21 protein-coding genes and 2 pseudogenes are annotated in these 19,142 nt (G+C 68.3%); 9 read left to right on the top strand and 14 right to left on the bottom strand.

Annotation, left to right across the window (positions count from 1 at the left end):
• The first annotated feature begins 151 nt into the window (after nucleotides 1–151).
• The 3 genes from AB0E19_RS32710 to AB0E19_RS32720 all read left to right on the top strand — a co-directional run bounded on the left by AB0E19_RS32710 (nucleotide 152) and on the right by AB0E19_RS32720 (nucleotide 1,832).
• A complete protein-coding gene (locus AB0E19_RS32710; protein WP_362186688.1) occupies nucleotides 152–580 on the top strand; it encodes a hypothetical protein in 429 nt (142 codons plus the stop codon).
• A gap of 145 nt (nucleotides 581–725) precedes the next feature.
• Entirely contained in the window at nucleotides 726–1,475 is a 750-nt protein-coding gene (locus AB0E19_RS32715) for a transposase family protein (protein WP_362186691.1), read from the top strand.
• Nucleotides 1,476–1,502: 27 nt separating this feature from the next.
• The gene (locus tag AB0E19_RS32720) at nucleotides 1,503–1,832 is read left to right on the top strand and encodes a hypothetical protein (RefSeq protein WP_362186694.1); all 330 of its coding nucleotides are present in this window, start codon (nucleotides 1,503–1,505) and stop codon (nucleotides 1,830–1,832) included.
• Nucleotides 1,833–2,086: 254 nt separating this feature from the next.
• On the opposite strand, the gene AB0E19_RS32725 is transcribed toward AB0E19_RS32720, so the two are convergent.
• Both AB0E19_RS32725 and AB0E19_RS32730 read right to left on the bottom strand, forming a co-directional pair.
• Nucleotides 2,087–2,710 (bottom strand): YoaK family protein, encoded by a 624-nt coding sequence (locus AB0E19_RS32725; RefSeq protein WP_362186830.1) that lies wholly within the window; start codon nucleotides 2,708–2,710, stop codon nucleotides 2,087–2,089.
• A gap of 515 nt (nucleotides 2,711–3,225) precedes the next feature.
• Complete coding sequence (locus AB0E19_RS32730) at nucleotides 3,226–3,831, bottom strand: helix-turn-helix domain-containing protein (protein WP_362186697.1); 606 nt, start codon at nucleotides 3,829–3,831, stop codon at nucleotides 3,226–3,228.
• A 144-nt stretch (nucleotides 3,832–3,975) separates the two neighbouring features.
• On the opposite strand from AB0E19_RS32730, the pseudogene AB0E19_RS32735 reads away from it, so the two are divergent.
• Nucleotides 3,976–4,981: pseudogene (locus AB0E19_RS32735) on the top strand (alpha/beta hydrolase).
• Nucleotides 4,982–5,598: 617 nt separating this feature from the next.
• Here AB0E19_RS32735 and AB0E19_RS32740 read toward each other — a convergent pair.
• Nucleotides 5,599–6,135: a DUF4240 domain-containing protein gene (locus AB0E19_RS32740; protein ID WP_362186700.1), complete on the bottom strand. Its 537-nt coding sequence runs from the start codon at nucleotides 6,133–6,135 to the stop codon at nucleotides 5,599–5,601.
• Nucleotides 6,136–6,550: 415 nt separating this feature from the next.
• Between AB0E19_RS32740 and AB0E19_RS32745 the strand changes: the two genes are divergently transcribed.
• Nucleotides 6,551–7,057 (top strand): hypothetical protein, encoded by a 507-nt coding sequence (locus AB0E19_RS32745; protein WP_362186703.1) that lies wholly within the window; start codon nucleotides 6,551–6,553, stop codon nucleotides 7,055–7,057.
• 674 nt (nucleotides 7,058–7,731) lie between these two features.
• Here AB0E19_RS32745 and AB0E19_RS32750 read toward each other — a convergent pair.
• Complete coding sequence (locus AB0E19_RS32750) at nucleotides 7,732–8,199, bottom strand: PASTA domain-containing protein (RefSeq protein WP_362186706.1); 468 nt, start codon at nucleotides 8,197–8,199, stop codon at nucleotides 7,732–7,734.
• 741 nt (nucleotides 8,200–8,940) lie between these two features.
• On the opposite strand from AB0E19_RS32750, the gene AB0E19_RS32755 reads away from it, so the two are divergent.
• Together AB0E19_RS32755 and AB0E19_RS32760 are read left to right on the top strand one after the other, a co-directional pair.
• The gene (locus tag AB0E19_RS32755; RefSeq protein ID WP_362186833.1) at nucleotides 8,941–9,657 is read left to right on the top strand and encodes an ISL3 family transposase; all 717 of its coding nucleotides are present in this window, start codon (nucleotides 8,941–8,943) and stop codon (nucleotides 9,655–9,657) included.
• A gap of 7 nt (nucleotides 9,658–9,664) precedes the next feature.
• Entirely contained in the window at nucleotides 9,665–10,048 is a 384-nt protein-coding gene (locus AB0E19_RS32760) for a hypothetical protein (protein WP_362186709.1), read from the top strand.
• 5 nt (nucleotides 10,049–10,053) lie between these two features.
• Here the strand turns inward: AB0E19_RS32760 and AB0E19_RS32765 are convergent.
• Nucleotides 10,054–10,913 (bottom strand): IS5 family transposase gene (locus AB0E19_RS32765; RefSeq protein WP_362186712.1). Its coding sequence is split into 2 segments (ribosomal slippage): nucleotides 10,054–10,562 and nucleotides 10,562–10,913, totalling 861 coding nucleotides; the frame shifts between segments, so codons are not numbered across the junction.
• A 71-nt stretch (nucleotides 10,914–10,984) separates the two neighbouring features.
• On the opposite strand from AB0E19_RS32765, the gene AB0E19_RS32770 reads away from it, so the two are divergent.
• A complete protein-coding gene (locus AB0E19_RS32770) occupies nucleotides 10,985–11,179 on the top strand; it encodes a hypothetical protein (RefSeq protein ID WP_362186715.1) in 195 nt (64 codons plus the stop codon).
• A 76-nt stretch (nucleotides 11,180–11,255) separates the two neighbouring features.
• On the opposite strand, the gene AB0E19_RS32775 is transcribed toward AB0E19_RS32770, so the two are convergent.
• From AB0E19_RS32775 to AB0E19_RS32800, 6 genes and pseudogenes are all read right to left on the bottom strand, one after another.
• The gene (locus AB0E19_RS32775) at nucleotides 11,256–12,005 is read right to left on the bottom strand and encodes a transposase family protein (RefSeq protein ID WP_362186718.1); all 750 of its coding nucleotides are present in this window, start codon (nucleotides 12,003–12,005) and stop codon (nucleotides 11,256–11,258) included.
• Between the two features lie 286 nt (nucleotides 12,006–12,291).
• Nucleotides 12,292–12,588, bottom strand: coding sequence for a hypothetical protein (locus tag AB0E19_RS32780; protein ID WP_362186721.1), 297 nt, complete (start codon nucleotides 12,586–12,588; stop codon nucleotides 12,292–12,294).
• Nucleotides 12,589–12,720: 132 nt separating this feature from the next.
• Nucleotides 12,721–12,897, bottom strand: coding sequence for a hypothetical protein (locus AB0E19_RS32785; RefSeq protein WP_362186724.1), 177 nt, complete (start codon nucleotides 12,895–12,897; stop codon nucleotides 12,721–12,723).
• Between the two features lie 59 nt (nucleotides 12,898–12,956).
• Nucleotides 12,957–13,160 carry a hypothetical protein gene (locus tag AB0E19_RS32790; RefSeq protein WP_362186727.1) on the bottom strand — a complete coding sequence of 68 codons (204 nt, stop codon included), beginning with the start codon at nucleotides 13,158–13,160 and terminating at the stop codon, nucleotides 12,957–12,959.
• 314 nt (nucleotides 13,161–13,474) lie between these two features.
• Nucleotides 13,475–13,729 (bottom strand): annotated as a pseudogene (locus AB0E19_RS32795) (transposase); the annotation flags it as partial.
• A gap of 107 nt (nucleotides 13,730–13,836) precedes the next feature.
• Nucleotides 13,837–15,240 carry a S8 family serine peptidase gene (locus tag AB0E19_RS32800; protein WP_362186730.1) on the bottom strand — a complete coding sequence of 468 codons (1,404 nt, stop codon included), beginning with the start codon at nucleotides 15,238–15,240 and terminating at the stop codon, nucleotides 13,837–13,839.
• Nucleotides 15,241–15,761: 521 nt separating this feature from the next.
• On the opposite strand from AB0E19_RS32800, the gene AB0E19_RS32805 reads away from it, so the two are divergent.
• Complete coding sequence (locus tag AB0E19_RS32805) at nucleotides 15,762–16,802, top strand: SGNH/GDSL hydrolase family protein (RefSeq protein ID WP_362186733.1); 1,041 nt, start codon at nucleotides 15,762–15,764, stop codon at nucleotides 16,800–16,802.
• Between the two features lie 561 nt (nucleotides 16,803–17,363).
• Here the strand turns inward: AB0E19_RS32805 and AB0E19_RS32810 are convergent.
• The 3 genes from AB0E19_RS32810 to AB0E19_RS32820 form a co-directional block, all read right to left on the bottom strand.
• On the bottom strand, nucleotides 17,364–17,924 hold the full coding sequence (locus tag AB0E19_RS32810; protein WP_362186736.1) for a hypothetical protein: 561 nt from the start codon (nucleotides 17,922–17,924) through the stop codon (nucleotides 17,364–17,366).
• Nucleotides 17,925–17,973: 49 nt separating this feature from the next.
• Nucleotides 17,974–18,366, bottom strand: coding sequence for a DUF6292 family protein (locus AB0E19_RS32815; RefSeq protein ID WP_362186739.1), 393 nt, complete (start codon nucleotides 18,364–18,366; stop codon nucleotides 17,974–17,976).
• A gap of 174 nt (nucleotides 18,367–18,540) precedes the next feature.
• Nucleotides 18,541–19,023 (bottom strand): GNAT family N-acetyltransferase, encoded by a 483-nt coding sequence (locus tag AB0E19_RS32820; RefSeq protein WP_362186742.1) that lies wholly within the window; start codon nucleotides 19,021–19,023, stop codon nucleotides 18,541–18,543.
• Between the last annotated feature and the right edge of the window lie 119 nt (nucleotides 19,024–19,142).

Raw genomic sequence — 19,142 nt, forward strand, 5'->3', positions numbered from 1 at the left:
GGCCGTCCCAGAGCCCGTTCGCGGCTCCTGGGCCGTCCTGGGCGGCAGGGGGCGATCAGTGACTGTGTAGGGTACACGCTACCTGCGTGGACGCCGCAGGTAGCAAAGGGGAAGCATGAGAACGTTGTGGGCTTGTGGTCTGGTACTGGGCATGATCGGTCTCGTCGGGTGTTCCGGCACGGTGGAGGATCCGAAGAAAACCGCCCCCACTCCCACACCATCCGCCGCTCGTCTCGCCATCAGCGGGGGGATCACCGTACTTCTGTCCACCGATGGCAAGGGCCCCGACACCGGCAAGCCGTGTGCGCCCCCAGCGGGTTCGAAGGTCAAAGCCGGCGCAGAAGTCCGCGTGACCGACGGTGAGGGCAAGACGCTGGGTACCCAGAAGCTCGGAGCAGGTCACGCCGGCGGCTCCACGCTCAAGACGTGCAACTTCTACTTCTCCTTCAAGGTACCCGGCGCGGCAGAGAACTACGAGATGAGCGTCGAAGGCTTCCCGCCGATGAAGTACACCCGCGAGGACATCCGCCGGGGGCTCTCCTTCTACGAAACGGAACAGGGCACACTCGCCCCCCAATAGAGCGCAACCGCAATCCCTCCGGAACCACTGAGCTCTTTCAGAGCGGCCACTGATCGAGTGACGGGCAGACGTTCCGCAACGCACGAGGCTCCCAGGCCGTTGAGGGAGGTGTTCGAAGTCTCAACTCATCAGCGCAGGCTCCTCGTTGGTTCCCTGTTCTGCCGCACTCGACCTGCCGCACGCCCTGGTCGAGTGGGTATCGATGCTCATCGCCACCCGTGAGGGTGGCCGCCGCTGCAAGCTCCCGCCCCACCAGCGTGCCCTCGTCGGCCTGGTCTACCTCCGCCGGCACGACACGCTCGCGCAGATCGCCGCCGGCTTCTGCATATCCGTCGGCACCGCCCACGCCTACGTCAAAGCAGTCGTCCGGCACCTGTCCGGCCGGGCACCCGGACTGCTGCGGGTTCTGGGTGAGACCGGCCCGGACTACGTCCTGCTCGACGGGCCCCTCGCCGAGTGCGACCGCGTCGGCGACAGCCGGGCCGACTTCTCGCAGAAGCACCACCGTCACGGCGTCAACGTGCAGGTCATCGCCGATCCCACCGGCAAACTGTTGTGGATCTCGCCCGCGCTGCCCGGCCGCACCCACGACCTGACCGCGGCCCGCACCCACCGCATCATCCGGATCTGCGAACGCCAGGGCGTCCCCGTCCTCGCCGACCGCGCCTACATCGGCGCCGGCCCGTGGGTGACCACACCCATCAGACGGCTCCCGAACCGCGACCTCACCACGACCCAGCAGACGATCAACCGAGCCCTGTCAGCGGCGCGGGCACCGGTCGAACGCAGCACCGCAAGGCTGAAGACCTGGCGAATCTTCCGCAAAGCCCGCTGCAGCCCCAACCGCATGACCGCCATCGCCGCAGCCATCCTCAACCTGGAGCGTCAACGCTGAAAACGCTCACTGGTCTCCGACCACGTCGTGCGCTCCCAGCGCAACAAGGCCCAGGGCTTCATCAAGGCCGGCGCCGCGCTCACGATCATCGTCTCCCCCCTCATCAGCCTCCTGGTCGTCGACCGCTCCCTGCACCTGGCGTTCGCGATCCCGCCGCTGCTGATGCTGATCATGCTCGGACTGTCGTGGACGGCGGCCCATCAGAACCTGTGCTCGGGCACCAGCGCGAGTACGGTCGCGGTGGGGCGGCGTACAGGACGGCCGCTCCACCACTCCAGCGGGGTCGGGCCCTTGAATTCGCCGAGCGGGGCTTGGCGCCTTCCGGCTCTTCGCACGCAGTCGGCGCCCGCGGTGTGAATCCGGGTCTCATTCGAACTCGCCGAGGGTGAGGTACCCAGGCGATGCCGCCGGCCGTGCTCTCCATTCTTGGTTCAGCAGAGGGGCGGGGCCGGCGTTGTCGCTGAGAGGACGGCTACGAGGCGCTGGCCGCACTGCCCGACGGCCGTACCTGGCGGACCACCGGCTTCGACGGCTACGGAACCTGCCAGCGACCTGGGCTGTCCTTGCGACGGCCCGGCCCGGCCCGTCCCGCAGGTGGCGGGCCTACCCGCCTACCCGTCCCCGGGCAGCCGCGGACGGCCGCTGGCGAACCCCTCACGCCAGGGGCCGGCGGCCACAACGACGCCCAGCAGGAGAACCAGTACGACGACCAGGACGCCCACCACACCAACCCGCGCGTGCAGGAGGCCTCCTGCGAGCGCCCCTGCGGCCAGCATCACTACCGACGCGGCCCGTCGCAGGCCGGCAGGCCCGGGCCCGTCCACTGCGAGGCCGGTCAGTGTCCGCGTCATCACCGTAGTCGTCAGGTCCGGCACCCCCAGGCGGTGCACGACGGCGTTCTGCAGCCCCATCCCGCACGCCAACGGCACCAGGACGGCGTACCGGCCCCAGCCGGCCATCTGGGCACCGAACGCGCACGCGACCAGGAGGGACTGCAACCCGGTCAGCCAGGCAAACAACGCTCCCGGCTCGCTCCGGCGGCGCCACGCACCCCCGGCAGCAGCTCCGGCCACAAACCCGGCCAGCGCCACCGCCGAAGCCAGGACCGACAACTGCGCCACCCCCGACAGAGCGAAGCCGAGAAACACCACGTTGCCGGTCATGTTGGCCACGAACACCCGACCCAGCCCGAGGAAGCTCGCCGCGTCCACCAGTCCGCTAACGAACGTCAGCACCAGCAACAGGGGAACGAACCGTGCATAGCGGTGCCCCTCGGGGAACAGCCACCGGGCCGACCTGCCTCCTCCGCTCACCGCGGCCTCCCCTCACCGGTACGCCCCAGCCACCCGCAGGCACAACCACACCAGGGGCTACCGGCCTCGGTGATGTCGTGTGTCCCTTCCACCCGCTCACTGCAGCAGAAGAGGCCGGGGCAGTCGGGATTCCCACGCCGGACGCAAGCCGGGTTTGCATCCCGGCGAGAACGATCATGATCGTCTGGTGCAGGGGCGGGGGGCGACGGAAGATCCTCGGTTGCGGCGGGGCCTGGCTGCCGACCGTCGCATGGCGGTACGCCGGTACGCCGATCGACGGTGTACGAGCAGGTGGAGGAGATCTCGGCGTCCGCGCTGGGGCGGGGTGAACCTGTCCCGGGTGCCGGTGAACAGGCCCCGATGCCGCTGAGGGCGACGAGGAAGAGATCCGGCATCCTGGGTATACCCGGGACGTCAGCCCGTTGGTTCGCTGCTTGCTACCAGGCCATGCGGCCGGGGGCGGGCAAGGTGCGCGGTCGCAGGCGCTCTCCCTGCGGCCCGAACATGATCAGATACTCGACCGGGCCGCCGGAGCCGGCGTTCGCGACCCCGTGGGGAGTGCGGGTGTCGAACTCGGCAACGTCTCCGGCACTCAGGACGAGGTCCTGGCCGCCGAGTGCGAGCCACAGCCGCCCGTACAGGACGCACAGCCATTCCCAGCCGTCGTGGGAGACCTGCCGGGGCCGCGCGGGCGGCTCCTGGACGGCGGGGAGGACATGTTTGTGGGCGTGCGGGCCCCCGACATACCTCGTCAGCGGCCGCACCGCCTTGTCGTCGCCGAACCGCTGGAGCGCGGAGATGCGGGGCTCGGCGGCGGGGACGGTGCCGGCCAGCTCGTCCAGGGAGACGCCATACTCCTTCGCCAACTTCAGCACCACTTCAAGGGTGGGCTTGCGGCGGCTTGTCTCGATCCGGGACAACGTGCTCAGGGAGATGCCGGTCGCGTCGCTGACGCCGGTGAGTGTGGCGCCGCGGTGCTCACGCGCGGCCCGCAACCGGGGGCCCATCGCCGCCAGCATGCCGGCCACGTCCTCGCCTGTCACCCGCTCTGCTCCCTTCCGAACGGCGCCTTCCACCGCCCTGTCCTGCAAGTTTGCCAGCGCGGCAAGGGAAATCGCGGTGGACGGTCGCTGCGCCGCATGATCGATGCGTACCCGCAGCCGCTCGCGAACCGAGGAGAAGCCCCTATGCAACCCGAGCCGTCCGCCGCTCTGCGTCACCGCACCGTCGAGGCCCCGGCCGGGCGCCTTCACCTGGTCGAGCAGGGCACCGGCCCGCTGGTCCTGCTCGTGCACGGCTTCCCCGAGTCCTGGTACTCCTGGCGCCGCCAGCTCCCGGCCCTCGCCGCGGCCGGCTACCGGGCGGTGGCGATCGACGTACGCGGCTACGGCCGCTCTTCCAAGCCCTCGCAGACCGATGCCTACCGGATGCTGGACCTGGTGGAAGACAACGTCGCCCTCATCCGCGCCCTCGGCGAGCAGACCGCGGTGGTCGTCGGCCACGACTGGGGCTCCAACATCGCAGCCACCTCCGCCCTGCTCCACCCCGAGGTCTTCCGGGCCGTCGCCCTGCTGAGCGTCCCGTACGCGCCGCCCGGCGGCCCCCGACCCACCGATGTCTTCGGTCAGATCGGCGGCCCCGAGCAAGAGTTCTACGTCTCCTACTTCCAGGAGCCCGGCCGCGTAGAGGCGGAGATCGAGCCTGACGTGCGGGGCTGGCTCGCCGGCTTCTATGCGGCTCTGTCCGCCGACACCATGCCCGTCCAGGGCGAGCCCGACCCGCACTTCGTCGCCCGCGGCGGCCGGCTGCGTGACCGTTTCCCCGCCGGCACCCTCCCGGCCTGGCTGACCGAGGACGACCTCGACGTCTACGCCGGAGAGTTCGAGCGCACCGGTCTGACGGGCGCCCTCAACCGCTACCGCAACATGGACCGCGACTGGGAGGACCTCGCCCCCCCACCGCGGCGCCCCGATCACACAGCCCGCCTTGTTCATCGGCGGCGCCCTGGACGCCTCCACCACCTGGATGTCCGACGCCATCGACGCCTTCCCCACCACCCTCCCCGGCCTGAGCGCCTCCCACCTCATAGAGGGCTGCGGCCACTGGATCCAGCAGGAACGCCCCGAGGAGATCAACCATCTGCTGACCGACTGGCTCAACAGCCTCACGGGCTGGACCGCCAGGCGTGGGTGACCCGAATCTCGCGCAGTCTGGGAGCGGAGACGAGCAGTAAGTTCCTGTACAGCACTACCTACACGCGGAGTCCACTGGACCGGCCTCTCTACCCGACACCGGCCGACGTTCGAGCAACTTTCACCGACACAGACGAAACGGCCCCCAGGGGCCCGAGAACCACCCTTGGCGAGCACCGCGGTCAGCCCCTTGGTGAGCACGGCGGTAAGTAGCCCCGGGCACGGTGAGCACGGTGGTGAGCAACCACGATGGCGACTCCGGCCCTCACCACGGCCGCCGACAGCAGCGACTCAAGCGACCGAGGAACCAACACCACCCCACCATCCAAACCCGGCCTCACCACCCACACCGAAGGCGCAGACCGCCATTAGTCGTGGGATGACCCATCCCCCGCGGGCAAGGGCGAAGAGCGCCGTGGGGGGCTCGTTCGGGCCGAGGGGTCCGGCGACTATGCCCCCCAGGCAAGTCCCCTTCTGGTGGGCGAGAGAGGACCGCAGGCCAGTCGCGCACCCTCTTTCGAAGCCACCTCATCGTGCTAATTCGTCAAACCATCAGCTGCGGGTATTCGAACAGCGATCACACATAGAGCTTCTCAGCGGATGCGGAACCTGCACGACTTACTCCAGGAAGAGAGCAGCCAGACGCGGCAGTCGGCGAGCCATCTCATCTGAGTCCGAGAAGTCGAAGTTCCAGGCAGGATCCAGCTGCGGGTAGCAGATGGTGAGTGTGTCCGGTGGAAGCCGATCACCGGCTGCCGTGATGTGCGCGTTCCATGCGATGACCAGCATGCCTTCGCCGTCCAGGTCGCTGCCGGCAGCTGCGGCGCCTTGGACTACGGGCAGTTTCGCAAGGGCGTCAGGATCAGCGACGACGCGCTCGAAGACTTCACGGCCCTGAGCGATCAGCCAGCCGCGGAAGTAGTCGAAGCCGTCGTCGGAGCAACCATCGTTGACGATGTACGCAGCGGCCCACAGAGGATTGGTGTAGGACTCAACCATCAGGTCCCACAGCACCTCCTCGGCGGTAATGATCTCCTCGACCGGCCGGGCGGCCAGCAAAGAGGTTGCTTCGCGGGCGATCGCCTCGCTGTCGTGTGGGGTGATCGCCCGGTCGCGGGCCTGCGCGATGACCTCCCAGAACTGCTCCTTGTTCATGGCGGGGAGCATGCCATCTCGTACTGACAGAAGACGTTCTCGGCCGTTGGAGATCAGGTTGCCACCTTCTCCGCCCCCAGGGTCAAGGTCGAGGTCGGAGTCGGGGTCGAGGTCGGATAGGCGACCAGCTCATCGAAGACCGTGCGCTCCTGGTGGCAGCAAGGACTCGCCGAGCATCCGGTTGAAGAGGTTACGCAGAGCGGCCCCGTTCCTGCGTCCATCCCCGCCATCACGGGAAGCAGTACTCAACCTCTTCGCTCTCATCAACGTTAGGGGGACCATCCCAGCGCGAGCGGGGAGCAGCCGTAGGCAAGAAACAGACCTTCGCCACACGGAGGTCCACCCCTGCCGGCGTACACGTCGGTGCCTTCGTTGCGGAAGAAGTGAGGTGGGGCTCGTGGTGTGTGATGGAGACATGGATGATCGCTTCATGATGCGAGGTGCCTTCCACGACGTCCCTTTGCCAGCGCTCTTTCCTTTCCTGTCACCTGCGGATGAGGACTCCTTGAATCCGACGGCCGGCATGGTCGACGCGATTCGTGCGGGCAGAGCCATGGCGGATTGGGAATGGGGCCTGGGCCATGTCGTCTTTGCGGGCGCGCAGCTGGGGACGCCGGTCGTCCTGGGGCTGGATGTCATCGAGCACACTGCGGAAGGTGACCAGCTGGAGTTCCTTCTTCAGGTGGTTAATCCCGCCCCCGGCCAGCTTGCGGTCGATGCGGCGGTGAACGTGGCCTGCTGGTGCGAGACCGAACATGCCACCCATGACGTCGACGCTCTCAGGCTTGTGGTCGGCGAGGAGATTTCGTTGCCCGATGCGTTCCGTGCTGGCGCTGAACGTCTGACCGGCTGGCTGGCCGATCCGCAGGACCCCGACTACTGGCGCGCCAAAGCAGGGCTACCTCCCAGGAGGATCAGCTGACGATGCTTGCCTGGCACGTTCGCCGGCTCTGTTGCTGATCTTGTGATGTCGGAGCTGTTCGCTCGTTTCGGATGGGTGTGCGGTTCAGGGGGTTTGCGGGAGGCCCTGCCGCAATTGGCGGACGTGGTGGTCGAGTCGGTGCACCGGGACGTGGGCGTGGTCGTGCCGCGTGCACGATCTCGTATGCGTTCGGCGCGGTGTCCGGGATGCGGGAAACTCTCAGGCCGACTGCACAACCGGTACGAACGACGGCTCGTCGGATGCGCCGTTGGGTGGGAAGCCGGTGGTGATCGTGATGCTGGTACGGCGGTTCAAGTGTCTGGCGGCCGAGTGCCCGGCGGTCACCTTCGCCGAGCAGATTCCGGGACTGACCCGGCCGCACGCCCGGCATACGCCCGTTCTTCGGGACCTGCTCGGCCCCGTCGCCGTGGCGATGGCCGGACGGCCTGGTGCACGGCTCCCCCGAAGGCTGGGCATGACCGCGGCGAAGGACACCCTGCTACGGCTGCTGCGGACCACCGCGCTGGCCCACGCCGGGACCACCCCCGCGCCTGTGCCCGCCCTGTCACTCCCTCGCGCCGGCCGACCAGGCCAAGAAGAAGGCGCCCGCGCTGAGTCGGTCGCGGGACCGCCCGTGGCGGGCGCGGCGGGCGCGGCGGCCGCAGGGAGTCAGGTCAGCAGGACTCGTCGAGCTTGACCGAGTAGATCGCGACGCGCAGGGCGTCCGTCGGACCCGGCTGCGGGTCCTGGCGGCAGACCTTCCAGTTGGAGTTGTTGAGGATCATGCGTCCCTCCGGGCTGGCGTCCTCCTCGTTCACCATGAAGCCCTCGCTGCGCAGCAGGCTCTGCGCCTCGGCGTGGTTCATGCCGACGACGTCGGGGACCTCGGCTGTCTCGGCAGCCGGGGCCTCCTCGGTCTGCTCCGGGGTGGTCGGCTCCGGGGTCATCTGTTCCGGGGTGGCGGGCGCCGGGGTCGTCGGCTCCGGGGTCGTCGGCTCCGGGGTGACGGGCTCCGTGGCCGGCCCTGTCGTGGCGGTCCGCGCCGGCGCCGGACCGGCAGACTCCGGACTGCAGCCGGCGAGCGCGACGACGGCGAGCACGGCCGTGGCGGCAGCGGCGACGGTGCGGCGGGTCACCTTCATGCGGGTATCTCCTTGATGGGTTTGTGCTGCTGCGCGCCGCTGTGACGCGCATCGTGCCTGTCCCTGATGTGATTCCAGAGCCCGAAGTTTCTACAGAGGCAAGCCGGTTCGGGCTCTCCTCATGATGGATCAAGGTCGCGCGGCGCCGCTGATCAGGGGGCTTTGACGGCGGCACGGCAGCTGGCTGGGGCAGCCGCCGGCTTCGCCGCCCGACAGCCCGGTCACCGGCGACAGTGAGACTGGACAGGCGTCGTTGCTGCAGAGGCCAGACCGCTGTTCTCCAAGGCCGCGTGCTAGCGAATCACTTCCCGGCAAAGGAAGTCCTCGACGTCCTGCGGCCGAGCACCGGCCACGCCAAAGCCCTTCTCACCCTCGCATGACGGGGGCCATCCCCGCCCAGGCAGGGAACAGCCCTCGATACCCCTCACCCACTGATGAGTCTCGGGGCCATTTCCGCGGATGCGGGGAGCAGTCGGAGTACCTGGGGCAGCTGGACGATTTCGCGGGTCCATCCCCGCAGGCGGGGTGGGGCCCATCCCCGCGCGGGGAACAGACCGAGCCCGAAGAGGGGGCCAGAGATACTGTCGGGACCATCCCCGCGCAAGCGGGGAACAGCCGAACTCAGCGACACAGCAAGGAGTCGCGACGCATTCATCCTGGCTATGTTCATGTTCAGCGGTTCTGGCTCGCTTTCCGGGCTCTGTCGCTAATTTGGGGGTGGTTGGGCAGCTATCAGGCATGATGGGTGGGGTTCAGGTCGCGGACCTTCTACTGCCTGGTGTCGGGGTGAAGGTCGACCGGCTGGTGCTGACGGATACGGAGGCCCGGGTCACCGTGCGATCACGGGCCGCCTCGGCGGCCTGTTCCGGATGCGGGCAGAGATCTTCGAGAGTGCACTGCTACTACCCGCGGACGCTGGCGGATCGTCCAGTCGCGGGCCGACGTGTACGAATCGAACTGCGAGCGCGTCGACTCGTATGCGGGAACGAGCGTTGCGCCCGTTGGACGTTCGCCGAGCAGATACCGGCCCTGACCCGTCGCCACGCACGCCGCACGGACGCTCTCACCGCCCAGCTCACCGACGTGGCCCTGTTCCTGGGCGGCCGCCCAGGCGCTCGCCTGTCCCAGCGCATGGCCGTCGGCACCTGCAAGGACACTCTGCTCCGGCTGATCCGGGCACAGCCGCTTCCCTCATCAGGACTGGTGCCGCATCTCGGCGTCGACGAGTTCGCTGTTCGAAGGGGACGGACCTACGCGACGGTCCTCATCGACATGGCGACCCATCGCCCGGTCGATGTCCTGCCCGATCGGACCGCAGCGACCTTCGCGTCCTGGCTGCGGGACCATCCTGAGGTCCGGATCATCTGCCGCGATCGTGCCGGTTCCTTCCGCGACGGGGCCCAGGCCGGGGCTCCGCAAGCCAGGCAGGTAGGGCCTGTCTCTTGGATCCGTCCGTGAGATCGTCGTGCTCGTGATCGAGTCTTGGGTGATCAATGACGACAGCCCTGTCCCTGTGTCGTCGGCGGGGGTTGTGGAGGCTCTTCGGTCGAGGATCGACAGCGGACAGCTTGAGACGTGGCTGACCAGTTCGTCTGGTCGGTTGCTGGCCTTCGTGACGAATGCCGAGCGAGCGATGGTGGTGCTGCTCGAAGCCGAGGGTGATCCCGGCGAGCACGCCGTGGCCCCCGGAACTGCGGGGACGAGCGACGGGTTCGTCCTCTCCAACGGGCAGGGCGACGAGTATCCGGATGAGGACACCGTCCCCATCCGTGAGGCATTCAGGCTTGTGGAGCACATCGTTGGCACGGGCTCTTGGCCTGCGGATGCACGTTGGGTGGTCGATCGCTGAGCGGGCTATCGCCGTGCCCAGATGAGGATCGCGGCGAGGTGGAGCGCGGCCTGGTAGGCGATGGCGAGCTTGTCGGTCCGCATGGCCAGGCCGCGCCACTGCTTGAGGCGGTTGATGCATCGCTCGACCGCGTTGCGCTGCTTGTACGACTCCGCGTCGAAAGCCGGTGGTCGACCGCCCGCGCTGCCTCGCCGCAGACGGTGGCCGATCTGGCCGGATGGCTGGGGGATGACAGCGCGGATTCCGCGTTGGCGGAGGTGACTTCGGATCGCGCGGGATGAGTACGCGCGGTCCGCGAGGACGGCATCGGGGCGGGTCCTCGGTCGTCCGGGGCCGTTTCGCGGAACGTGGATGGCAGCCATGACGGTCTCGAAGGCCGGGGCGTCGCCCGCCTGGCCTGCGGTGACGCGGAGGGCCAGGGGCCGTGCACGGGCGTCACTGGCGAGATGGATCTTCGTGCTGAGGCCGCCGCGGGAGCGTCCGAGCGCGTGGTCGTCGGGTTCGGCCCGGCCTGGAGCCCCCTTTTCCTGGCGCCGGCGGAATGCTGGTGAGCCCGGCAGACGGTGGAGTCCACCGACACGGTCCAGCCCATGTCGTCAGCGTCGTCGGCCGCTGCCAGGACCGCGGCGAGGATGCGTTCCCAGGTACCGTCCACGGCCCACCTGAGCAGGCGTTTGTGGGCGGTCTGGAACGAGCCGAGCTCGTCGGGCAGGTCCCGCCAGGGCGAGCAGGTGCGGTACTTCCACGCGATGGCCTCAAGGGTGCGGCGGTGATCGGCCCACCTCCGCCCACGGACCGGATCGGCCGGCATCAACGGCTCGATCCGGTCCCACATCGCATCAGTGATCACTAACCGGACAGACACATCCGATCAACTGACCAACCGATCAAAGAGACACGCTCTACTGGCGCGCTGCGGCGCTGCTCGATGCGCTCGTGCTGCTGCGCCCCTTGCCGGCCCGGAACGCGTTCTTCGCGTACGGCGTGGCCGTGGCGTACATCCGGGCGTCCGGGAAGAGCGTCGATGACGCCTTCGAGCCGTGGGAGACCCTGGTCCGCGACATCCGCGGGCTGCGGCTGTCGGTGTACGACATCGCCGACCGGCTGCGATCGATGCAGCCTGAGGTGTAGCAGAACCGGCTCCCAGTCCGTCTGTCCAGTACCGCCTCCCGCACCCGGCAGGGGGCTTTCGTAACAATAGGGATCTTCAGCGTCGTCTCTCGAGGGTGAGGACGGCTTTGGTGATTGACGTGAGTCGGTTGGGGCTGATCCGGGCTTTGCGGAGGATCCGCCAGGCCTTGAGGCGGGCGAAGGCGCGTTCGACGGGGAAGCGGAGGCGTGCGTGTGCTCGGTTGACGGCTGCTTGTCTGGTGGTGAGGGGGCGTCCGAGGTGGCGTTTGAACGGCACTTGGAAGGTTCCGCCGGCCCCGGCGTAGGCCTTGTCGGCAAGCACGGGGATCCTCAAGCGTTCACATACAGTCACGATGCGGTGGGTGCGGGCCGCGGTGATGTCGACCGTGCGGCCGGGCAGCGCCGGCGAGTACCAGATGAGCTCGCCGGCAGGGCCGGTGACGGCCTGGATGTTCACTCCGTGCCGTCGGGCCTTGCCCGAGTAGTCCCGTTCGTGGTCGCCGACACGGTCGCACTCGGCGATGGTGCCGTCCAGCAGAACGCACTCGGGACGCGCCCGGCGAAGGGCCTGGGTGAGAGATGGAGCTTTCGAGGCGAGGAGTTTGATCACGCTCTGTACGTAGGCGTGGGCGGTGCCCTCGCTGATCCGGAAGCCCGCGGCGAGTTTCGCGCAGGTGGTGTGGTCGCGCAGGTTGATCAGGGTGATGATGGCGCGCTGCGAGGGCCGCAGTTTGCACCGGCGGTCACCCTCGCGGGTGACGATCAGCATCGTGACCCACTCCACGAGCGCGTGCGGCAGGTCGAGTGCGGCAGGATAGATGACCAACGAGGCCTCCGGTCACAGCGGTTGAGACGTCAGACATCTCGAACCACTGCCCGAAGGCCTCGTCTGCTATCCGCCCTTGGCCGTCATCCGATCGGTGACCACTCTGAAGATCCTTAGTGATCACTAAGCTCTTTCAGCTTGACTGCACGGAGGGCGGTTCCATGCCGCCGACCTGCAGCGCTTCATGGCCCTGCCATCCGATCGGTGGCCACTCTGAAAGAGCTCAGTGATCACTAGCGGGACGGACATATCCGATCAACCGACAAGCGGATCAAGGAGACACGCTCTAGCCGACCTCGGGCCAGGCCGAGCTGATGAAGCAGCTTCGCTGGTCAACGATGCTGGTGGTGGTGGCCCAGTTGCCGTAGATCTTGGTCCGGTACGGGTACCTGTCCAGGTCGCACCATGCCGCCACACGTACGGGCCCGTTGCCGTCGCATGTCACCATGGCGGAGTAGCGATCCGGCGAGATGTGCGTGTCGCAGTTCCAACTGGCTGCGTTGGCCGAGGCCGACGTTCCTACGACAGCGGTAGCGGCGATAACGGTTGCGGTCAGAAGGTTGGCGGCGGTGCGGAGCTTCATCGGCTAAATCCCCCTGGTGACGCCAAGGGCGGTACGCACCTGGGCGTGATCTTGTCGGTCAGGCAGCCGACCCTAGGTGAAGTCGATCAACGGACGAAAGCGTTCCGTGAGGGTGTGTCGTGGCTGCCACCGTCAGCTCTCTTCTCCTGCTGGCAGCCGTAGGGCCAGGTCGCGTGCAAGTGCTCCGGCTGCCTGTGCGTCCTCGGTCTCGTCCTGGAAGTGAAGCAGCAGCCTGACCGTCTCGCGGGCCTCGCCGAGCGAGGCGAGCGGCAGGCGTGGTCCGTAGTCCTCGGCGTAGTCGTCGTCCATGCCCGGTCAACCTCCAGCTCGGGCACGAAGTAACGCAACGCAACTGAATTTGAAGGTCGTTAGGCCGCGTCCCATTCATGGGCTCTGCCCCCGCGCCATTCGACCCATGCTGGGTCGTCGATCGCCCTCTCCGGGGCGAGGATCCCCGCAGCCTCCAGGAAGACGGTCAGGTCGAGGATCTCGTCGCGCCCGCCGAGGTGCACGGTCACCCTCCGTCCTCCAGAGGGTAACGGACGGTGCACGATGATCGGCGCGGCGCTCATCACTCCAGGGTCACCCCGAAGCCGCGACGCGGCCAGCCGGAGGCCCGAGACCACGAAGAGCAACCATATGACTGACGAGTGCGCCTGCGGCTGTGCCGCCCGAGCAGCGCTCGACCAGACCCAGGGCGACCAGCTCCCACAATGGATCAAGGCGGTCCGCGCTGACGCCCTGCCCAGCTCCACACCTTCGTCAACGGCCTCGAACGCGATCTCGCCGCCGTGACTGCCGGTCTGACCCTGCCGTGGAGCTCGGGCGTCGTCGAAGGACACGTCAACCGGATCAAGATGTTCAAGTCGCTTCCCCGTTCCGCGCGCTTCTTCAGGCACGGCCGGTGCTGATGGCAGGTCTTCTCGACCGCGTATGAGAGTTTCCGGAGCAAGTGCCAGCGGTCCGCGACTTCCATGGCATCCGGCGCGACTTCCTTGATCGCTTTCGTGTAGGCGCTGGCACGATCCCGGCAGATGATCTCCGCTCCGGGGTGGGCGGTCAGCCAGGCCCGGTCCCCGGAGCGGGGCCGGTTCTTCCTCGGCCAGCGTGGCGAGCCGCCGCAGAAACACCGCGAGGCCATGTACACCCGGCCGCGGGAAGACCTCACCACTACCCCAGCACCGCAACCTGCCAGCCACCCACCAGCGGCGATTCAGTCTCAGCGCACGACCCGGCTGGATGTCCCTGTCAGCCAGAGCGGCGCACACGCCTCACTCCCCACACGGCCACGACCGTGAGGACCATGGCGGTGGCAGCGCCTGCTGCGAGGAGCATGGGTGTCTTCGGCTTCCGGTCATTCGCTGTGGTGGTGCTGGTGGGTGGCGTGGGCGCCGTCTGCGAGCTCGGGGGTGTTTCCGATTCCGTCGTCTTGGCCGGCGTTGGTGGCAGCGTGGTCGGCACGTAGTCGACCGGCTGGATGAACTTCGGCATCTCGCCGCGGTCCGGCGCCCCCGGGTTGCCCAGCCCCCGGTTGATGTGTGCGCCGGGGCGGATGACGCCGTAACCCACGTAGCTGCTGACTGTCCCGGGCTCCCAGTCGTCGCCGCGGCCTGCGGAGTCGTACATGACGCGCAGGACCTGGCTCGCGGTCCAGTCGGGGTGCAGGGACCAGATGAGGGCGGCGGCGGCCGAGGCGAGGGCCGCCGAGACGTGAGTGCCTCCTCCGCCGGGGCAGTAGCGCTGGAAGGAGGCGTCGCACCAGCGGGGGATGTCCGTTCCGGGAGCCGAGATGTTCACGCGTTCACCGTGCTGGGAGAAGCCGGCGACCCTGCCCTCCGGGTCGGTCGCCGCGACGCTGACGACCTCAAGGTATTGGGCAGGGAAGAGGGGCTTGTTGCCCTTCTTGGCGTTGTCGCCGCTTCCGGCGAAGACCAGGACGTCCTTGGCGAGGGCGTCTTGCAGCGAGTAGTTCTGTCCGGTCAGACCGGCGCCGATGGCGTATTGGCTGCCGAGCGAGATGGTGATGATCTTCGCGTCGAGTTTCAGGGCCATTCTGATGGCCTGGTCGAGGTGGTCGTAGATGCTCGGCAGTTCGTCGTGCTTCAGCATGGGCACGCGGATCGGGATGATCTTGGCGCCGGGAGCGAGGCCCTGTAGGCCACCGCCCTTGCCTGTTCCCGCGATCAGCTCGGCTGTCGTGGTCCCCTGACCGGTTCGGTCGCTGGTGTCGGGGCCGCCGCCTTCGGGGATGGACGCGTCCCGCCCAGGCAGGACCTGGCCTCTGAGAGAGGGTGTCGAGGGGTTCACTCCCGAGTCGATGACGGCGATCTTGATTCCTTCGCCGGTCGTCTTCTTCCAGATCTTGTCGACATCCATGCGGTCGAGGTACCACTGCTGGTCCCTTGCTCCGTCCGCATGCGCCGCTGGAGCCTGCCCGGCCAGTCCCGTTGCCGCTACGAGGGCGACGACCAAAACGCGCCCCCACACGCCGCGACGTCGAGCGATGGCGGTGGGCCGTCGCCCCTTCGATCCGTAGGTGGGTTTCAGGAAGGATGCCATGCAGTCGATTGGATCACGACGTTCCGGGTTCGATTCCAGCGATTCCGAATGGCTCCCCGCTGCCTGGCCGGTACTCAGCTGCCGCAGATCCATGCACAGGTCCCAGCCCGCCTCACAACCCCTGATTGGGAGCGCCCTGAAGCGAAGGTGCAAGGGGCGGGATTCCGGCGCGTCAGTGCCACAACTCCATCAGGTCGCCCCTTCCCGGCACCGTAGACCTTGATCTTCTTCTGGGCACAGCGGTTCTTCCCACGGGCCGGTTGCCCGGCAGAGCGGCAAGTGGGCCCGGCGAGAGTCCGTCGGCCGCATGCGAGGCTTGTGTGATTCGAGTATGTGCTCGGCGGCCTCATTGCCGGAGGGCGGCTGGGTGTCGGAGCTGGAGCGACTGCGCCGGCCGCCGACTTCCGTATCCGGCCTCCCCCGTCCAGACTTTCGGCACCGCACCGCACGGGCCGGCGGCCGGGCAATGTGAATGATCTGATCATTTAGCTCGATCGTGGGTGATCGGCCCGATTCGCGGAGCGGATGATTCCAAGGCCTGGATGATCTTGGGCATTGTCTTCGCCCGGGGCGCGTTCCGTCCTTGGGCGTCTTTCGTCGACTCTGGAGCATCCGTGCGACACTCTGTCTCCCGCCCGCGCCTGCGCGCCCTGACCGTGGGGCTCGCGCTGGCCGCGTCCGCCCTCCTGCCTTCCGGTTCGGCCGGTGCGGCCGACCAGTACGAATGGGCCGCGCTGGGCGACTCGTACACCGCCGGCGTCTTCGTCGGCGACCCGCTGCCCGCGCTGGGCGACGCGTCCCGTGACGGCTGCGACCGCACCAGCGGCGCCTACCCCGGCCTGGTCCAAACGGAGCTGGACGAGTTCCCGCCGGGCAAGCCCGTCCACCTGACCAACGTCAGCTGCGGCGCCGCCGTCATCACGGACATCGCCACCACCAAGCAGAAGCCGATCAGCCCGGTCGAGCAGCCCGAGGCCGGCTGGCCGGCGGTGGACACGCAGATCAAGCGGGCCGGTCTGAACGACCAGACCGACGTCGTCACCATCGGCGTCGGCGGCAACAGCCTGCCCTTCGGCGGCATGCTCCTCAAGTGTCTCGAAGAGGGCGCCGAGATCACCGGCTCCTGCCGCGAGCACTACACCAACCCCCCGGAGGGCGAGGAGAGCATCGAGGAGAAGCTCGCCCGCGTCCAGGACGAGTACATCGCGATGCTGGCCCAGGTCCACACCGCCGCACCCAACGCCAAGGTGATCACCGTCGGCTACCCGGCCGTCCTGCCGGAGGACGGCAGCGCCTGCAACCGCCTCGCCCTGACCGAGCTCAGCCTCATCAAGCATGCCGACGTCGACTGGCTCCGCGACGACGTGCTGAAGCAGCTGAACACCACGATCCAGCGCGTCTCCAACTTCTTCGGCGACCAGTACGTCGACATCTACTCCTCCAGCGTCGGCCACGACGCCTGCCAGCCCGCCGACGAGAAGTGGGTCGAGGGCCTCTGCGGCGACGCCGGGGACTACTGGCCCGCCGCGATCGGCAAGCTGAACTGCGGCATCGTCGGCAAGCGCGCCACCCTGGTCCACCCCAACGCCGCAGGCCACCAGAACGCCGCGAACCACGTCGAGCGAGCCATCCGCATCGCCCTCCTCGAACGCTGACCGACACCGACACCGGAGCCCCGGGACCCGCGCGAAACCGCGGCCCGGGGCTCTGCCGTCCCTCCTGCGGCTTACGGCGGCGCAGGAGCCGGCCTCGGGCCGCGGCGTCTGCCTGTTCGCCGCGGAGAGGTGGTTCTGCGGCTGGGGGCTCGTCCTGCGACGGATCCCCAGCCGCCGCGTCGCCGATAAGGAGGGACTCCCACACCGGCTCGTGGAGCGTGTCCATGCACGGACCGCAGGCACACATCGGGGTCTGCCGCGCCCGCGGTGCGGCGAGGTCACGGTGCACTTCTGGGGCGACCCACTCGGGCGGGACTGGTGCCCGTCCTGCAACTGGGATCCGCCGGAGGAGGTCTGACCTGGGCTGCGGGTACCGAACTCCGCGCGCAGGGCCTCCGCCGGATCGGGCGCAGGGTGTATGTGGTCGATGTCCATGGCCAGATCAACGAGGCAGCCCACAGCTGAGCCACCACCTGGCCGTGATCGTTCTCATCGATAACCACGGTTCCATTGATCCCCGAGGCCGGAGAGCCCCGCGGGTTCAGGGCAACCGAAGCTTGTTCAGCGGGAACTCACAGGTCGGTCCGTGCGTATCAGCTCCGTGGCTCCGTGGCTCCGTGGCTCCGTGGATTCGGCGGGAGCGGTGGGGTAGGCCGCGAGGCGGCTGGCTTCGGCCGTGACCTCTGCATCGACCTGAGCTACTGCTCCGACGTCGCCGTCTTCGAGCATGCCGTACTCGTCATCGAGCTCGGCAAGCCGCTCAGCCAGGTGCAGCTCGTGCCCGTAGCGATGGTGAACCCGGAAGGTGAGCTCCCAGGGTTTCAACTCGCCGGCGAGCATGCGCCGTGCGAGCGCCCGCACGGCGGCTTCCTGGCAGGCCGCGCCGCCGACTGGCTGGAGGGGGAGGCCGAGTTCGGCGAGTGCCGGGGGAAGCAGGTCGTGGACGTCGTAGTCCGCCTCTGCGCGCGTGCAGGCGGCGAGGACCCGAAGGCTGGGGGTGTCGAGTCCGGCGACGAGCGCGTCGCAGGCGGAATCGACCACCTCGCTCGCACTGATCTCCCCCACACTCCAGAGGGCGGCATGGTCCTGTAGAGCGATTGTTGCTGCCTCGGTCGACGTCACTCGCTCATGATTCCCTTCACGATCCGTCCCGGTCGAGCACATTTCGTGGTCAGGCGGAGAGTGCTGCCAGGACGGCGTCGGGGGCGGGTTGGAGGGTTCCGGGAAGGAGGGGATGGGTGTCGGGTGCGGTGTAGGGGTGGCGGCGGGACGCGGTGCGCCAGCCGGTGTTCTCTTCCCAGACCACGGCGGGGGCCGGTGCGTCGGGGGTGAGCAGGATGGCGGCGCGGAGGGTGCCGGCGCGGGTCTGCTCGATGGCCGGGGTGGGGTCGGTGGTGAGGCCGGCGGTGTGGAGGGATGCGGCGACGTCCGCGAGGTAGGCGCGGACGGTGCGGGCGCGGAGTTCGGTGAGGGCCTGGCGGCGGACTGCGGTACGGACCTGGCCGGCGGGGTATCCGAGGCCGAGAGCGGCCTGCTCGACGGTGAGGCCTGGATCGGTGGACATCAGGTCGGCGATCCGGCCGGCGCGCAGCTGGTTGAGGGCGCGGGTTGCGGTGCTGGGGTGCGTGCCGAGGGCTTCGCTGACGTCTGCGGCCGTGATGGCGGGGTCGGCGTCGAGGAGGGGTGCCGTGCGCGGGAGGTGATGGGCCGCGCCGTCTCGGTGCTGCGCCGGGCGGCGTTAGGTGCCTGCGCGGTTCTTGGTGTACTCGAATCTGGTCGGCCCCTCGCCCTCCAGTCGATCCCCAAGGACCCAGCCGCACGCCTCATAGAACGAGATGGCCCTGGCGTTGTCCGGGAAGGTCTCCAGCCGGATGGTCGGGTACTGGGCGGGGAGGGTTTCTTCTGCGTGCCGAAGCAGGAGGCGGCCCAGCCCTTGGCGGTGATGATCCGGGTCGACCATCATCAGGTCGACCGTGGGGCCATCGAGGATGGAGAGGCCGATGATCCGGCCGTCCTGGCTGAGGCAGTGCACGCCGCCCTGCTCCAGGTGACTCTTCACGTGCTCGTCCGAGGCGCCACTGCCGATGAACCAGTCCACTGCCTCGTCGCCGAGGAACCCTCGGTAACAGGTGTCGATCGTGCGACGTGCGAGAGCCTGGAGATCACCAAGATCTTCCCCACGAGCGGGGCGGATAGTGGGGCGGTGCTGTCCCGTCGACATGGTGATTCCAGCTTCTACAGTGAGGGGCGAGCTCCCGACTCTAGCCGCTCGGCCGTTCCTCATCGAGACGTCGTGACCGGCGTGGAGGACCCAGGGCGGCGTCGCACCGCGACGGGGTA

The organism is Streptomyces sp. NPDC047974 (assembly GCF_040653375.1).
GTDB lineage: Bacteria > Actinomycetota > Actinomycetes > Streptomycetales > Streptomycetaceae > Streptomyces.

What these genes read in the sequence shown, in the direction of transcription:
- AB0E19_RS32710 (WP_362186688.1), top strand. Translation starts at nt 152, where the DNA reads ATGATCGGTCTCGTCGGGTGTTCCGGCACGGTGGAGGATCCGAAGAAA.
- AB0E19_RS32740 (WP_362186700.1), bottom strand. Translation starts at nt 6,135, where the DNA reads ATGAACAAGGAGCAGTTCTGGGAGGTCATCGCGCAGGCCCGCGACCGG.
- AB0E19_RS32745 (WP_362186703.1), top strand. Translation starts at nt 6,551, where the DNA reads ATGGATGATCGCTTCATGATGCGAGGTGCCTTCCACGACGTCCCTTTG.
- AB0E19_RS32750 (WP_362186706.1), bottom strand. Translation starts at nt 8,199, where the DNA reads ATGAAGGTGACCCGCCGCACCGTCGCCGCTGCCGCCACGGCCGTGCTC.
- AB0E19_RS32755 (WP_362186833.1), top strand. Translation starts at nt 8,941, where the DNA reads ATGGGTGGGGTTCAGGTCGCGGACCTTCTACTGCCTGGTGTCGGGGTG.
- AB0E19_RS32780 (WP_362186721.1), bottom strand. Translation starts at nt 12,588, where the DNA reads ATGAAGCTCCGCACCGCCGCCAACCTTCTGACCGCAACCGTTATCGCC.
- AB0E19_RS32785 (WP_362186724.1), bottom strand. Translation starts at nt 12,897, where the DNA reads ATGGACGACGACTACGCCGAGGACTACGGACCACGCCTGCCGCTCGCC.
- AB0E19_RS32790 (WP_362186727.1), bottom strand. Translation starts at nt 13,160, where the DNA reads ATGAGCGCCGCGCCGATCATCGTGCACCGTCCGTTACCCTCTGGAGGA.
- AB0E19_RS32800 (WP_362186730.1), bottom strand. Translation starts at nt 15,240, where the DNA reads ATGGATCTGCGGCAGCTGAGTACCGGCCAGGCAGCGGGGAGCCATTCG.
- AB0E19_RS32815 (WP_362186739.1), bottom strand. Translation starts at nt 18,366, where the DNA reads ATGTCCACCGATCCAGGCCTCACCGTCGAGCAGGCCGCTCTCGGCCTC.
- AB0E19_RS32820 (WP_362186742.1), bottom strand. Translation starts at nt 19,023, where the DNA reads ATGTCGACGGGACAGCACCGCCCCACTATCCGCCCCGCTCGTGGGGAA.